This window comes from Chryseobacterium sp. C-71 (assembly GCF_020911865.1).
In the GTDB taxonomy this organism is placed as follows: Bacteria; Bacteroidota; Bacteroidia; order Flavobacteriales; family Weeksellaceae; genus Chryseobacterium.
Window position 1 is genome coordinate 2,192,904 of record NZ_CP087131.1, and the last position, 15,284, is coordinate 2,208,187.

Annotated in this window: 12 protein-coding genes; 4 read left to right on the forward strand and 8 right to left on the reverse strand. The window is 34.6% G+C overall.

Annotated elements, in window-relative coordinates; translation table 11 throughout:
- Positions 1 to 22: 22 nt before the first annotated feature.
- The 6 genes from LNP04_RS09985 to LNP04_RS10010 all read right to left on the reverse strand — a co-directional run bounded on the left by LNP04_RS09985 (position 23) and on the right by LNP04_RS10010 (position 6,828).
- Positions 23 to 745, reverse strand: coding sequence for a bifunctional 2-polyprenyl-6-hydroxyphenol methylase/3-demethylubiquinol 3-O-methyltransferase UbiG (locus LNP04_RS09985; RefSeq protein ID WP_229982825.1), 723 nt, complete (start codon positions 743 to 745; stop codon positions 23 to 25).
- A gap of 58 nt (positions 746 to 803) precedes the next feature.
- Positions 804 to 1,292 carry a hypothetical protein gene (locus tag LNP04_RS09990; protein ID WP_229982826.1) on the reverse strand — a complete coding sequence of 163 codons (489 nt, stop codon included), beginning with the start codon at positions 1,290 to 1,292 and terminating at the stop codon, positions 804 to 806.
- A 108-nt stretch (positions 1,293 to 1,400) separates the two neighbouring features.
- Positions 1,401 to 2,186, reverse strand: a complete 786-nt coding sequence (locus LNP04_RS09995; protein ID WP_229982827.1) for a (Fe-S)-binding protein — start codon at positions 2,184 to 2,186, stop codon at positions 1,401 to 1,403.
- Between the two features lie 77 nt (positions 2,187 to 2,263).
- The gene (locus tag LNP04_RS10000) at positions 2,264 to 3,598 is read right to left on the reverse strand and encodes a (Fe-S)-binding protein (RefSeq protein WP_229982829.1); all 1,335 of its coding nucleotides are present in this window, start codon (positions 3,596 to 3,598) and stop codon (positions 2,264 to 2,266) included.
- Positions 3,599 to 3,608: 10 nt separating this feature from the next.
- Positions 3,609 to 4,559, reverse strand: coding sequence for an MlaD family protein (locus LNP04_RS10005; protein ID WP_229982830.1), 951 nt, complete (start codon positions 4,557 to 4,559; stop codon positions 3,609 to 3,611).
- Positions 4,560 to 4,686: 127 nt separating this feature from the next.
- Positions 4,687 to 6,828: a peptidylprolyl isomerase gene (locus LNP04_RS10010; protein WP_229982832.1), complete on the reverse strand. Its 2,142-nt coding sequence runs from the start codon at positions 6,826 to 6,828 to the stop codon at positions 4,687 to 4,689.
- Between the two features lie 258 nt (positions 6,829 to 7,086).
- Here LNP04_RS10010 and lon point away from each other — a divergent pair, with 258 nt between their 5' ends.
- From lon to LNP04_RS10025, 3 genes are all read left to right on the forward strand, one after another.
- Entirely contained in the window at positions 7,087 to 9,492 is a 2,406-nt protein-coding gene (lon, locus tag LNP04_RS10015; RefSeq protein WP_229982833.1) for an endopeptidase La, read from the forward strand.
- A 71-nt stretch (positions 9,493 to 9,563) separates the two neighbouring features.
- Positions 9,564 to 10,676: an AI-2E family transporter gene (locus LNP04_RS10020; protein WP_229982834.1), complete on the forward strand. Its 1,113-nt coding sequence runs from the start codon at positions 9,564 to 9,566 to the stop codon at positions 10,674 to 10,676.
- Positions 10,677 to 10,766: 90 nt separating this feature from the next.
- Complete coding sequence (locus LNP04_RS10025) at positions 10,767 to 11,144, forward strand: MauE/DoxX family redox-associated membrane protein (RefSeq protein WP_229982836.1); 378 nt, start codon at positions 10,767 to 10,769, stop codon at positions 11,142 to 11,144.
- Positions 11,145 to 11,233: 89 nt separating this feature from the next.
- On the opposite strand, the gene LNP04_RS10030 is transcribed toward LNP04_RS10025, so the two are convergent.
- On the reverse strand, positions 11,234 to 12,592 hold the full coding sequence (locus LNP04_RS10030; RefSeq protein WP_229982837.1) for an acyl-CoA dehydrogenase family protein: 1,359 nt from the start codon (positions 12,590 to 12,592) through the stop codon (positions 11,234 to 11,236).
- Positions 12,593 to 12,794: 202 nt separating this feature from the next.
- Here LNP04_RS10030 and LNP04_RS10035 point away from each other — a divergent pair, with 202 nt between their 5' ends.
- Positions 12,795 to 13,718, forward strand: a complete 924-nt coding sequence (locus LNP04_RS10035) for a DUF4349 domain-containing protein (protein ID WP_229982838.1) — start codon at positions 12,795 to 12,797, stop codon at positions 13,716 to 13,718.
- Between the two features lie 60 nt (positions 13,719 to 13,778).
- Here LNP04_RS10035 and LNP04_RS10040 read toward each other — a convergent pair whose 3' ends face one another.
- Positions 13,779 to 15,209 carry a glycoside hydrolase family 125 protein gene (locus tag LNP04_RS10040; RefSeq protein WP_229982839.1) on the reverse strand — a complete coding sequence of 477 codons (1,431 nt, stop codon included), beginning with the start codon at positions 15,207 to 15,209 and terminating at the stop codon, positions 13,779 to 13,781.
- Between the last annotated feature and the right edge of the window lie 75 nt (positions 15,210 to 15,284).

A 15,284-nucleotide genomic window follows, 5' to 3' on the forward strand; every position in this document is an offset into this window, starting at 1 on the left:
AAACAATCATAATCTGCGCATTTTACTGACCACCATATTTAAATTGTATATAAAGACTATTTAGTCTATGATTTATTTTTTGAAGTACCGTTCGTTTGTCATTAACAAAAATTTTATCATAATCTGTTTTTTTCTGAATAACTATAAACTGATAATCATTTTCAACCCAAATACTATAGGTATCGAAATTAAGTATTTGAAGTCCGTTCGTTTCGGCGTTCGTTAAAATAGTTCTCAAAGGTATGGGCTGATCAATGATTTGCAAAGATGACGGATCATTTTTCGTTAAGTACTCAATAAACTCAGGATTAGGAATATTGATAACTATCTTGGTATTATCATCTGATAATTTTGCCAAATTTTTAAAAAGATCAAAATGCTTTTCTATCGGAATATGCTCAATAACATCAAATAGAGTTATAAAGTCATAGTTCTTTTTTTGGGGAATATAATGTACAACATCACCTACAAAAAAAGAAATGTTTTTTTTCTCAAGTTTTGATTTTGCTAATTCTATTGACTTATCACTTAAATCCACAGCTTCTATATATCCCTCTTTTACCGTATTGGATAATAATTTAGTCATTACGCCGATTCCACACCCCAGCTCCAAAACATTTGAAGAAGACACAAGGTTCAGAGATCGCATTTTTTTATATAAAGTGTAGATTCTTTCGTTGATTCCTGAATTTGTCTGGTAGTTTACGAAATCATTGTAGAAATCTTTAACATTATCGTTATTCATAGTATTACAGCTGAATATTTTAATTCAAATGATGAACTTTTGTACAAAAATTAAATAATTATTTAATTCCGGCTGCCCAGCTTCTATTAAAAGGAAGTAGAAAATTTCCTAAAAACTCAAGATAAGTATTTTTCGAAAAATCAAAAACTTCAATTTCTTTTGACAATTCTCCGCTTCTTATTTTATTTTTAAAGTCTATTAATTTTAATGTTTTTACTTCACCTTTTTCTATGAAGCTTGCTTTCATACGGTCAAATAATCCCAATTGATATTCCTCATCAATTTCTCTCATAATCTTGCCTAAAGCATCAATACTGCAACCGGATGCCATCTCCTTTTCCTCATCAACACAGATAACGATGAACTGATTTTTTTCAATTTTAAAAGACGATGAAAGAGGTTTTCCGTGAGCTGCCCATCCTGCAAGAAAGTCATACAGCTTTTCTGTAATAACTTTTGCTTCTTTTGTGGTAAAAGCTCTTGAAGCAGGATATATAATGACTCTGTAGTCTTCAGCTTCTACTATATTTGATTCTTCAATTTTCATTTCCAATACATTTTAAAGAGTAAAATTACGCAATTTTATTGATTCAATATTTTTAAACAAAAAACTCAAGAATAATCCTGAGTTTTATATTTTATTAAAAGGCCAGTTTTACAAATCCTCAGCCTCAGCCAAAAGTTCTACAATATCTTTTACTTCTACTTCAGTATTTTTATTGAAATGCTTTACACCATCCGTCAACATCGTGTTACAAAACGGACAACCCGTTGCGATGATTTTAGGTTCAAACGAAAGCGCCTCTTCAGTTCTTTCAACATTGATGTCTTTATTCCCTTTTTCAGGTTCTTTGAACATCTGTGCACCTCCTGCTCCACAACATAGACCGTTTGTTTTACAACGTTTCATCTCCACCAACTCGGCATCCAGCTTTTCTAAAAGCATTCTCGGTGCTTCATATTCGCCATTTGCTCTTCCCAAATAACAAGGATCGTGGAACGTAATTTTTTTTCCTTTAAAAGCTCCACCTTCAATTTTCAGTCTTCCTTCATTCATCAATTGTTTTAAAAATTGAGTATGATGAATCACTTCATAATTCCCTCCTAAATTTGGATATTCATTTTTCAGGGTATTGAAGCAGTGCGGGCAGGCCGTTACAATTTTTTTAACATCATAGGCATTCAGAACTTCAATATTCGTCATTGCCATCATTTGGAAAACAAATTCGTTCCCTGCTCTTTTTGCGGGGTCACCTGTACAGCTTTCTTCCTGTCCGAGAACGGCAAATTCAACCCCGATTTTATTCAGAATTTTACAGAATGCTTTGGTAATTTTTTTTGCTCTGTCGTCAAAACTTCCGGCACAGCCAACCCAAAACAAAACTTCAGGCGATTTTCCTTCGGCAGCATAATCTGCCATTGTTTTTATAGTGAAATCCATTTTGTTATAAAATGTATTTTGTATTAATTTTAATTAAATTTTCGGGAAATAAATTAACTAAATCTTTTTACAAATAATTAATCATTTGCCCAATTCAGACGGTCTGCCTGATTATACTGCCATGGTGCAGCATTGTTTTCTACGTTGGTCATCATCAGATTCAACTCTTGTGGGGCCGCAGACTGTTCCATTACCAAGAATCTTCTCATTTCGAAAATGATAGAAAGCGGATCTAGCAATACCGGACAAGCCTCAGTACAAGCATTACAAGTAGTACAAGCCCAAAGTTCTTCTTTTGTGATATAATCGTTCAGCAATTTCTTGCCGTCATCTTCAAACTTTCCGTTTTTATCAATATTTCTTCCAACTTCTTCCAGACGATCTCTGGTTTTCATTAAAATCAATCTTGGAGAAAGTTTTTTACCTGTAATATTTGCCGGACAAACAGAAGTACAACGACCACATTCTGTACAAGAATAGGCATTTAATAATTGAACCTGATTTAAATCAAAAACATCCTCAGCACCAAATTTTGAAGGAGCTTCTGCAACAGCACCTTCTGCCGGAGCGGCGTAAGGATCTGCATTTGGATCCATCATTAATTTGATTTCTGCAGTAACAGAATCTAAATTATTAAATTTTCCATACAAATCTAAATTGGCGTACCAAGTACTTGGGAACGCTAAAATGATGTGTAAATGTTTAGAGTAATAAAGATAGTTCATGAAGAACAAAATTCCCACAAAGTGAAACCACCATGCAAATCTTTCAACAAAAACCAAAAACCCGCTGTCGAAGTTGAAAATTTCTAAAAATGGAACTAAAGTAATTTGACTGATAGGAAAACTACCATGTTCTGCTAAAACTCCTCTCTTTTGTAAGATTAAGTCTGAAGAATTCATACTAAAGAAAGCAACCATCAAGGCAAACTCAATGATCAAGATCCAGTTGGCGTCATTTTTTGGCCACCCGAAAAGTTCTTTCATTGTTAATCGCTTAACTCCGTAGAAATTTCTTCGAATGAAAAACAATACAACACCAATGATTACAAGTATTGCTAAAACTTCTAAAGTTGCTGTAAAAATATTATAGAAAGTATGTCCGAAAATCGTTGCAAGGAAACGATGTGTTCCAAAGATTCCATCAACAATAATTTCGAGTAATTCGATATTAATAATCACAAAACCTACATACACAAAAAGGTGAAGAATACCTGCTACAGGTCTTTTCACCATTCTGCTTTGACCCATTGCAACACGAGCCATAGTTTCCCAACGTTCAGGTTTTCTGTCGCTGCGGTTGATTTCTCTTCCTAATCTGATATTTCTATAAATCTTAAAAAGGCTTTTCCCGAATAACCCAAAACCTGCAACTAATAGAATCAGAAAAATAATATTGTCAAGATATTGCATAATGATGAAATTAGTCTTTACTGTTCTTACCAAATACTGAGAAATTAACGTATTTCTTAGGATTAGCTTTTAAATCTTCAATAAGAGCATTTAGGTTTGTAGAAGCAGCATTCAGATTATTGTATAACTGATCATCTTTCATGATTTTCCCTAAACTTCCCTCACCTCTGTCAATCCCGGAAACAACTTTGTTTAATTGCCCAACAGTATTATCTAAATTAGCAATTGTAGCATTCAATTTTTGAGTATCAATACTCTCAGCTAAATTACCATATTTATCTAAAGTAACTTTACCACTTTTCATTGTAAGACTAGCCTCATCAAGAACTTTTTGAAGCTTAGGATCATTATTTCCAACTAATTTGTTAACACTTCCTGCTGTAGTTTCTAAAGCACCAACTGTTTTATTAAGATTGTGAAGTAAAATTTTAATCTCCTCTCTGTTCTGCTCGTTCATCACTTGGTTGGCATTCACCATCAAAGAATCTACTCTGTGCAAAACAGTTTGTAACTGATCTTTTACCGGACCCACCTGAGAAGAAAGACTGTTCATCATTCCTAATTTGAAAGCACCTTTTAAAGTGTCACCATCTTTTGCAGTAGGACCTCCGTAAAACAAGTTTACTCTCATTTCTTTACCACCCATCAAACTCGGTTCAAAAATCTCCAAATTTGAATTTTTGGAAAATTGAAAGTTATCATCAACAGTAATCTTAACGATAAAATGAATTTTACCATCCTTTGATGTTTGTGGTATAATCTTGTCCACCTGCCCTACTTTTAAACCATTGATAGAAACCGGTGAAGATTGCGTAAGCCCCTCAACGTTATCGTATTTAGCATAAAATATATTGTCGGTAGTAAAAAGGCTTCTGCCTTTCATGAATTGGAACAAAACGACAAAGCCGACAACAGCTAAAATCGCTATTAGACCAGCTTTTATTTCTTTACTGAACTTCACTTTTTATATTTTTTCTAATAAGCAAATATAGTACATTTAAATTAATGTTTTTCTCTATCGCTATGGGTTAAACACAAAAAAAGTGGCAAAAACTCTGCCACTTTTAATATTGTTGATTTTAGATATCTTATTGTTGATTTCCAAGCTTGCTCCAGATTTCGATTCTATAATCATCAATGTCTGCATTATCTTGTAAACTCTTCAACCAAGCCTGACCAAACATTCCTGCATTTCTCTGTGTAACAGATTCTGTAAATTGTTTAGCATCTCCTGCTTGTTTGTTGATTGTTTCGTTCTTTTTCACTAAAACATAAACTCCAGTTCCACCTTCGATAGCGTTAGAAATCGCTCCCTTTTTAACTCCGAATGCAGCACCTGCAACTTTAGGCTCCATAGCTCCTGCAACTGATGGGTTTAGTAAATTAACCTGCGCAGTTTGTTTAGTAGTAGCAAAAGTTTTAGCAACCTGATCTAAACTTGTCGCTTTACCAATCTTATCTGAGATTTGTTTTGCTGCCAATTTATTCATAACAACAGTTTCGATCTGATCTCTTACAGATTCAGGATCAGCAAGACCTTTTTCTTGTTTTCCGTTTAAGTAGACAACTACTTTATCTCCTGTTCCTTCTACTGTAAAGAATTCTGTATCTCCTTTTTCTCTTTTCTTATCAAATGCCCAAGTGATGATTTCAGCATCTTTATCAGTTCCTAAACCTTGTAACTGACCGTCAAATCTCTTCGCAGATTTTGCATTCGAGTATTGATAGTTAGATTTTTTAGCAATGTTCACAAAATCATTGAATGACTTCCCTTGAATTTGCTGAATGAATCTTCTTGCATTTTTATCAACTGTAGCTTCTGTAGCATCAGAAGGCTTGATAGTTTTTACCAGGTGAGCTACTTTGTAACCCATGGCTCCTGCTTTTTTATCTTCTACGTTGATGATATGGTAACCAAAACTTGTTTCAGCAAGACCTGTAGAACCTTTAGCGTTATTTGCTAAGAAAGACAAATACTGAGGTGCAAACTGACTTTGAGGAGTCGTCCAACCCACGCTACCATTTCTTTCAACAGCGTTTGGTTCATCAGACAATTTAAGACCTTCTGCAAATTTCGCAGGATTTCCTTTGATTGTCGCCATTAAACTATCAGCAATTTTCTTCGCTTGCTCTTTTGTTCTTGTAGCAGTAGATCTTTCAGCTCCTTTGTAAGCAATCAAGATGTGCTTAGACAAAGTAGAATCTGAAGCTTTTTTGTCTACTAATTTAGAAACAACATATAAGTTTTGCTCTTTGTAAGGACCGAAAGTCTGACCAATCGCAGCCGTTTCCAATTTACCTTTTAAACCTTGAGGCATTTGGTTAACCGGAACATATTGATTATTAAAAGGAATATCAGAATTTGCCATTACAAACATAGAATCGTTTGTAGTATTCATGAAGTTCTCTTTTCCACCGCTTTCGTCTGTACCTATTGAGAATACTTTGGTAATATCTTTCAATACCGCTGCATCATCTGCTGGGCTTGGCTGTGAAGGGAAAAATACAATTCCCAAGTTTCTGCTAGGCTCAGTTTTGAACATTACAGGATGTTGGTCGATGTATTTCTTTAAATCTTCAGTAGTAACTTTTATTTTATTTTTTTGAAGATAAGAAGCGTAGTCAACTTTTACAAAATCAATATCAGCTAACTGATCTCTTTCTTTCATTAATTCCTCAGCCTCCTTTTTACCAGTCGTGATACCTGTAGAAATATTAGCAAAAACCTGTCTTGCCATAATTCTGTACTCAATTGTTTTTCTGGTTTTCAACCATTGAGCGTATCCTTCAGGGCTTGTATTTTGTAGAGTTTCAATTTCTTTCTTCAATTCCTGAAGTTTGAAATTACCTTTTTCGTCAAAAAGCTGTTGATTTTGAGCAAACATTTGGTCAAACTGAATTTGGTTCCAGAACAAATCGTCTGTCATTTCAAATCCCATTTTTTCAAATTGCTGCTTTACCAATTTTGATTGCACAAGCAATTGCCAAGCCTGCTCTTCGAGTCCGGTTTTTGGCTGTTGCTGTTGCTCAGCCTGCTGTTGTAATACGAAAAGCTGGTCATTATACTCCTCACGGGTAATTTTCTCACCATTTACTTTTCCTAAAATATCAGGATTTTTTCCAAAAACTTTATCGAGACTTTCTGGGTTTACCAAAAACGCCAATAGCGCCAATGCGATCATTCCCATCAAAAGCCAAGGTCTACTCCTAATCTGTCCTAAAATTGCCATTTTATAAATATAGTTTTATATCAGTGTGCGAAAATACACATTTTTAAGAAATTACAGAAATATAAGATGGTTTTTTAATTTTTAAAATTTAATATCGCATAATATGGAAATTTTGACCGTATTTTTTATTAAAAAACAAATGGCATAAGTATTGTGAAAAATTACGTACACATTATATGTAAAGCTATTGTTCAACATATTTTGATTTTATCCTTTAACGATTAAAACTATAAATGACAATTTGTCATTTAACTTATTATGACAGAATTTGAAGATATAAATTTTGATGAAATCTTGGGCGACGGATTTGATATTGTAACCGAAGAGATTAATCTTTCTGATATTGACGAAAGCGCAAAAAACTCTGAGCAGATTATTTTCCCGATACTTCCTGTTAGAAATATGGTGATGTTCCCGAATGTGGTCATCCCGATTACAGCAGGAAGAAAAACGTCTATACAACTTCTTGAAGAAGCTCAACAAAACGGCGATTTTATCGGAATCGTAAGTCAGAAAAACTCCGATATTGAGCAACCTACGGAAAAAGATTTTTATCAGATTGGTACTTTAGCAAAAATCATTAAAATCATTAAACTTCCTGAAGGAAATGTTACGGCGATTACTAAAGGTTTCCATCGATTTAAAATAAAAAAAATCACAGGCAGCAAACCTTATTTTAAAGCTGAAATCACAAGATTAAAAGATTCAAAAGCTAAAAATAAAGAGGAATACGAAGCGTTACTTGAAAACGTAAAAGATTTAGCATTAAAAATCATAGAGTTGGATCCAAACATTCCTAATGCGGCTAATTTTGCTATAAAAAACATCAATAGCAATGATGATTTATTAAACTTTATCTGTACCAATGCAAGTTTCCCTTATGCAGAAAAACAAAAATTGCTGGAGGAAAAAAGCCTCATGGAAAGAGCCAACAAGTGCTACGAAATGATGCATGAGGATTTCAGAAAACTGGAATTGAGAAATCAGATCCACCAGAAAACTTCGAAAGATCTTGATAAACAGCAAAGAGAATATTTTCTGAATCAGCAGATCAGAACCATTCAGGATGAGTTGGGTGGCGGACCAGAAAGTGATGTGGAAGATTTAATAAAAAAAGCAAGTACAAAAACCTGGAAACCTGAAGTTGAAGAACATTTCCAAAAAGAAATAGGAAGATTGCAGCGACAAAATCCGAATTCTCCCGACTACAATGTTCAAAGAAATTACTTGGATTTCTTCACAGATCTTCCTTGGGAAACCTTTACCAAAGATACTTTTGATATTGAAAAGGCTGAAAAAGTTTTAGATAAAGCTCATTTTGGTTTAGAAGATATTAAGAAAAGAATTTTGGAACACATGGCTGTTTTAAAATTAAAAAATAACATGAAATCCCCAATTTTATTATTGGTAGGGCCTCCGGGAGTGGGTAAAACCTCTCTTGGGAAGTCGGTTGCCGATGCTTTGGGAAGAAAATACGTACGTGTTTCTTTGGGCGGGCTTCATGACGAAAGCGAAATTCGTGGCCACAGAAAAACCTATATTGGTGCGATGGCGGGAAGAATTCTTCAATCCATTAAAAAATCGGGAACATCAAATCCTGTGATCGTTTTAGATGAAATTGATAAAGTAGGAAAAGGAATGCACGGCGATCCTAGTTCGGCGTTACTTGAAGTTCTTGACCCTGAACAGAACAATGCTTTCTATGATAATTTCCTTGAGATGGGTTATGATTTGTCTAAAGTAATGTTTTTGGCGACGGCAAATTCACTTTCAACCATACAAACTCCGCTTTTAGACAGAATGGAAATAATTCAGATTGCGGGTTATACTTTGGAGGAAAAAATTGAAATTGCTAAGAGACATTTAATTAAAAAACAGCAGGAAGAAAACGGTTTGACGGCAAAATCTTTCAAATTAGGAAATCCTGAGTTAAAACATATTATTGAAGCGCATACTTCAGAAAGCGGTGTGAGATCTTTAGAAAAAAGAATTGCCGGAATTGCTCGTTGGGTTGCCCTGCAAACCGCTATGATGAAAGAGTATGACGCTAAAATTTCCGTTGAAAAAGTAGATGAAATTTTAGGTGTTCCAAGACCGAAAAGTTTGTCTGAACTAACAGACGTTCCAGGTGTAGTAACAGGATTGGCGTGGACGAGCGTTGGAGGTGATATTTTATTTATAGAAAGCATTACCAGCAACGGAAAAGGAAATCTTACGATGACCGGAAATCTGGGAACGGTAATGAAAGAATCTGCGACGATTGCTTTGGAATATATTAAAGCTAAACATGAAGATTTAGGAATTACAGAAGATGATTTAGAAAAGAAAAACATTCACGTTCACGTTCCTGAAGGCGCAACACCAAAAGACGGGCCTTCTGCCGGAATTGCAATGCTGACTTCTATGGTTTCTACTTTCAGAAATAAAAAAGTAAGACCTCATCTGGCAATGACCGGTGAAATTACTTTGAGAGGAAAAGTGCTTCCTGTAGGCGGAATTAAAGAAAAGCTTCTTGCCGCAACAAGAGCAGGAATTAAAGAAGTTATTCTTTGCGAGGCAAACAGAAAAGATGTGGAAGAAATCAAACAGGATTATCTGAAAAATTTAAAAGTAAACTACGTGAACTGGATGACTGAAGTTCTTGAACTGGCAATCGAAAAATAAAATTTTTATTTATAAATTTATAACCTCATCGTAAACGGTGAGGTTTTTGTTATGTGTAGAAAAACTTCCTCATGAACCTTTTTAAACTACCCTTTCTTCTAAAACTCGCACTCGCAGTTATCTCGATTATCGGAATCGGATACCTCATCAACTTAGGACAAAGCATTTTAGCTCCCTTTTTTCTGGCATTTCTGATGGCGATGCTTTTTTTGCCAATTGCGAATTTTTTAGAAAGAAAACTAAAATTACCAAGGTCTATTTCCACAATTATATCTGTTGCGATGTTGTTGGTCATTCTTACAGGATTGATATTTTTCTTCGGCTCACAGATTTCAAGTTTCAGCAGAGATGTCCCTCAATTAACAAAACAGTTTAATACGGTTTTTCATAATTTACAGAAGTGGGTTTCTCACACTTTTAATGTGAAAATAGATGAGCAGCTCAACTATTTAGATCAGGGTTTGAGTAAGCTTTTATCTTCATCCGGCGTTATTTTAGGCTTTACGTTTGGAATTTTCTCTTCAAGTTTGGGATTTTTAGCATTCTTTATTTTATTCTTTATTTTCATCTTAAATTACAGAAGAATTTTAAATAATTTCATCGTCAATGTTTTTAATGAAAAACATAAAGCAAGCGTTCAGGAAGTTGTTTCAGAGGTAAGAATCATGACCAAAAGATACATTATCGGACTTTGTCTGCAGGTATTGATTGTCTCTGTTTTAACGACAACAGTTTTGACTATTTTAGGAGTAAAATATGCCATCTTACTGGGTGTTTTGACTGGTTTATTAAACGTAATACCCTACATAGGCATTTGTATTTCGCTTATTATATCATGTTTTATCGCATTTGCAACCGGTACAGTTTCTAGCTGTGTTTATGTAGCTATCGGATATGTCATTGTACATGTGATTGACGGAAACATCATTCTTCCGTTTGTTGTAGGTTCAAAAGTAAAAATCAATGCGCTATTTTCTTTTATAGGAATTCTTTTAGGAGAACACCTCTGGGGAATTTCAGGGATGTTTCTGTGTATTCCTGCCATTGCCATTATTAAAATTATTTTTGAAAGAGTGGAAGGTCTACAGCCTTGGGGAAAACTTTTGGGCGAAGACGAAAAACCTCATAAAAAGAAAAAAACTTACAAAATATCCAAGAATATCACTTTGAAAGAAATGGATTAAGACATAATTAATTCTTACACAATTTGAAATTTAATTGATTTTTTGACAATGAATTAGAATTTTATTTAATTTTAATAAAAAAATCATCTTATGAAAATTATTAAATTTATTATCAGTCTACTTTTCGGATTAATGTTCATCAATGCCGGATTAAACAAGTTTCTCAATTATATGCCAATGCCAAAACCTACGCCGGAGCAGATGAAAGTTTTCGAAGCTTTCAATAATTTACATTGGTTAATGCCATTAGTGGGAGCTGTCGAAATCATCGGAGGATTATTATTTATTTTCCCAAAAACAAGAGCTTTAGGAGCAATCGTAATTTTACCGGTAATGGTAGGAATTATTCTTCATGTTTTTACAATCGACAAATCCACAACAGGAATGGCTATTGCCGGAGTTCTGTTTCTCATTAATCTTTGGATGATTATCGATAATAAAGATAAATATAAAGCATTGATTAGCTAAAAGATTAATGGTCAATGGTGAATTCTGCTCCGCAAGTGAATTTTAAAAATTGACGAGCAAAGCGAATTGACCATTGACCATTCACTTTTTTACACAAATGCACTGAAACCGGTGATCGATCTACCAACAATCAGTGAATTGATCTCTTTCGTTCCTTCGTAAGAATAAATAGCTTCTGCATCGGCAACAAATCTTGCAACATCATATTCAAGCAAAATTCCGTTTCCGCCTAGAACTTCGCGAGCTCTTGAAACAATATCTCTGGTTCTCATGGTACAGAAAACTTTAGCCAAAGAAGCGTGTTCATCTTTTAAAATTCCTTCGTCCTGCATTTCCGAAAGCCTAAAAACCATCGTCTGCATTGCAGTTAAATTGGATAGCATTTCTACCAAGTGACCTTGAATCATTTGGAATGAAGCAATCGGTTTTCCGAACTGTTCTCTTTTTCTTGTATAATCTAATGCACTTTCATATGCTCCTCTTGCGCAACCAGTTGCCATCCAGGCAACGCCAGCTCTTGTCATTCTTAAAACTTTTGCGGTGTCTTTGAATGAGTTGGCATTTTGCAGTCTGTTTTCTTCCGTTACGATACAGTCTTTTAAGGTAATCAAACCATTCTGAACAATTCTCAAGGCCATTTTCCCTTTAATTTTCTCAACAGAATATCCGGGATTATCTTTTTCTACAATAAAACCTTTCACTTCACCATCATCTAAATCTCTTGCCCAAATTATAATTAAATCAGCAAACGTTGCATTACCAATCCATTTTTTTTGACCATTTAAGATCCATCCATCAGGAGTTTTTTTGCAGGTTACCGTCAAACCTCCCGCCGCTCCGGAACCCACTTCAGGTTCTGTTAAACCGAATGCTCCTATTTTTTCAAACTTCTGCATTTGAGGAAGCCATTTTTGTTTTTGTTCTTCCGAACCGCAAATATAAATGGAACCCATTGCCAAACCAGATTGCACTCCGAAAAATGTTGCGATTGATGCATCAATTCTTGCCATCTCCATTGCAATTACACCTTCCATCAGAAAGGGCATTCCTTTGCAACCGTAACCTTCATATGTTACTCCACAAATATCTAACTTTTGAAATTTTGGAATTAATTCATGTGGAAATTCATCTCTTAGCCAGTAATGATTGACTAAAGGTTTCACTTCTTTTTCCATGAACGCTCTTACTTTTAGCTGAACTTCTCTTTGTTCATGAGTCAAAGTGTGGTAAATATCGTAGAAATCTCCGTCAATTGGTGGCAGCTCCTTCTTTTTCTTATTTGGATCAAACATTTTCATCATCCCGCTGAGTTGTTTATCATCCAGTTTGGAAAAGTTTTCCATGAGTTTGGGGAGATTTACTTTTTGCGAAATTTGACTTAGCTGATCAAAATCGATTGATTTAAATAATTCTATGGCGTTTCTGATTTTGGAAAAAGTATTAGACATATTGATTTTGGTTTGATTTGTAAAATTTAAGCAAAAATCAATCCGAAATACCACAGATACAGACTTTGACATTTTACAAAACACTGACTTACAATATTTTAAACTGAATATTTATTTACAAATTTTTTACTTTCCATTTTCAAACATTACAAAGGTTTCGTTCTCAACTTTGAAGTAAGCAAAACATTAAAAAATCAATACTATGAAAACGACTTACATCAGATTAACCATTGCAACTGCAATTTTATCAGGAATTTATTCATGTAAAAAAGGTGAAGCAACCACGAGTGATTATGAAATATCTGTAGCAGCAGATTCAGCTTCGATAAATATTTCTGATAGCGTTTCGTCAGTTGCTACGATGTCCGTAAAAGACAAGCAATTCATCAAGACAGCCAATGTAAACATGGAAGTAAAAGATGTTTATGACGCAACCATTTCCATTGAGAAATCGGTGCAGGAACTTGGAGGATTTGTTACGCACAGCGATTTACAAAGCAGAGTAATTTCAGAGGAAACTTATAATACTTCCGATGAAGACGCAATGCTTGTGAAAAAATATCAGACTGAAAATTCTATGCAGGTAAGAGTTCCTACTTCAAAATTGGGCGAACTTTTAACCCTAATTAATGATAAAAAATTGTTCCTGAATTCAAGAATTATCAATGCCGAAGATGTGACTTCAAGTATTAAATATGCAGAATTGGAAGGAAAAAGAATCAAGAAAACTGGTGAAAATATTTCTGAGCTTAAAACCACAAAAGACAAAGTGAAAATGAGCGATGAGAACATGTCTGAAGAAAATCAGCAACAGCTCGCAAATCTTGATGTGGCTGACAATTTAAAATACAGTACTATTGATATTTACATTAAAGAACCAAAACTTCGCATTGCAGAAATTGCAGTAACCAACTCGAAAAACATTGACAACAAATATAAATTCAATTTCTTCTACAGCGCTAAAAATACTTTTGTGGAAGGATATTATTTAATTCAGAAGTTGATTGTCGGATTAATTATGATTTGGCCAATTGTATTAATTTCAGCCATCGCATTTTACTTTTACCGAAAAAACAAATCTAACAATAGAATTCAGCAGGCAAAAGAACAGAATTCGGCATCCTAACCTTTAGGTTATCAACATAGATTTTTCTGAGCCTTCGCTTTTGCGGAGGTTTTTTTATGATTAAAACTTTCGTTTCAGGATTTCGGGTTTTGTTTTGTGGAGGTGAAGAATCAATTCACCAAAGAGCGTGTTGGCCCATGCAAACCACGATCTCGTAAAATCTTTCGGATTGTCTACATCGAAAGATTCGTGGATAAATCCGGTTCCTGCGTGAGTGGCTTTTAGCATTTTTAAAACAGAAATGATTTCTTCGTCATCATCAGTTGTCAAAGCCTGCATAATCAAACCCAAGGGCCAGATTTTGTGTCCGCCAATGTGCGGTCCGCCAATTCCTTTGGCAAATTTTCCTTCACTAAACCATGGATTGGCTTTACTTAAAGAAAATTTCCTCGTATTTCTGTAAACCTCGTCATCTTTTGAAGCATAACCCAGATAAGGAATTGAGAGCAAATTCGGAACATTGGCATCATCCATAAACAAAGCATTTCCGAAACCATCAATTTCTAAAGCATAGATTTTTCCGGCAGTAGGATGATTTAAAATAGCATATTTCTGAATGGTCTCATCTACTTCTTTTGCTAAATTTATAAATTGAATTGAAGAATTTTCATCTTTTAAAATCTTAGAAAAAACATCTGCAGTTTCCCTCAAAGAAACGACAGCGAACATATTCGAAGAAACCAAAAACGGATAAAAAGTAGCATCATCTGAAGGTCTGAACATCGAATGAATCAACCCAATTTTCTTTGTAGGATTTCCAAAACCACCTGCAAACTGTGTGTCTAAAGGATTTCCATTTGCCCGCTGGAATTTATATGATCCTTTTGAATCTTTTCTCTGTTGCTCTTTAAAAGTTTTCAGAATTAAAAGCATTGCTTTTTTCCATTCAGCATCGAAAACAGAAGCGTCTCCCGTTGTTTTCCAGTAATTGTACGAAAGACGCATCACGTAGCACAAAGAATCTATTTCCCATTTTCGCTCGTGAAGTCCGGGTTTCATTTCGGTTAAATCATCCTTCCACTCGCTGATTTTACTGGCATCATCAAAAAATGCATTTGCGTAAGGATCAAGTAGAACACATTCAACCTGTTTATTAATAACGCCTTTCAATAGATTCTTCAGTTTTTCATCTTCATTAGCCAGACTCAAATACGGATAAACCTGCGCCGAAGAATCCCGAAGCCACATCGCATCGATATCTCCCGTGATCACGTACGTAAAAGGCTTATTGTTTTTCTGATAAAATTTCACTGTCGTATCTAAAGTGTTCGGAAAACAGTTTTCAAATATCCACGCCAATTCTGGATCTGCGATTGATTTTTTAATATTTTTAATGGAATTTTCAACGGCCACCGAAGTGAATTTTCGGTCAGCTAACTTTGGCCTTTTCGAGATGAAATCCTGATCAAAAAATAATGCAGCGGAAGTTGGCATTGCAAATAAACCCAATCCGAGTGATGATTTTTTGATGAATGTTCTTCTGTTTTGCATTTTGAGATTGATTAAATTATCATTTCAAATCTAAGATTTTTTTACAATTCAGAATTAATTTTATGATATCGTGAA

Bases quoted from the DNA above. Each gene is read 5' to 3' on its own strand.
- LNP04_RS09985 (WP_229982825.1), bottom strand. From the start codon at position 745: ATGAATAACGATAATGTTAAAGATTTCTACAATGATTTCGTAAACTAC.
- LNP04_RS09990 (WP_229982826.1), bottom strand. From the start codon at position 1,292: ATGAAAATTGAAGAATCAAATATAGTAGAAGCTGAAGACTACAGAGTC.
- LNP04_RS09995 (WP_229982827.1), bottom strand. From the start codon at position 2,186: ATGGATTTCACTATAAAAACAATGGCAGATTATGCTGCCGAAGGAAAA.
- LNP04_RS10000 (WP_229982829.1), bottom strand. From the start codon at position 3,598: ATGCAATATCTTGACAATATTATTTTTCTGATTCTATTAGTTGCAGGT.
- LNP04_RS10010 (WP_229982832.1), bottom strand. From the start codon at position 6,828: ATGGCAATTTTAGGACAGATTAGGAGTAGACCTTGGCTTTTGATGGGA.
- lon (WP_229982833.1), top strand. From the start codon at position 7,087: ATGACAGAATTTGAAGATATAAATTTTGATGAAATCTTGGGCGACGGA.
- LNP04_RS10020 (WP_229982834.1), top strand. From the start codon at position 9,564: ATGAACCTTTTTAAACTACCCTTTCTTCTAAAACTCGCACTCGCAGTT.
- LNP04_RS10025 (WP_229982836.1), top strand. From the start codon at position 10,767: ATGAAAATTATTAAATTTATTATCAGTCTACTTTTCGGATTAATGTTC.
- LNP04_RS10030 (WP_229982837.1), bottom strand. From the start codon at position 12,592: ATGTCTAATACTTTTTCCAAAATCAGAAACGCCATAGAATTATTTAAA.
- LNP04_RS10035 (WP_229982838.1), top strand. From the start codon at position 12,795: ATGAAAACGACTTACATCAGATTAACCATTGCAACTGCAATTTTATCA.
- LNP04_RS10040 (WP_229982839.1), bottom strand. From the start codon at position 15,209: ATGCAAAACAGAAGAACATTCATCAAAAAATCATCACTCGGATTGGGT.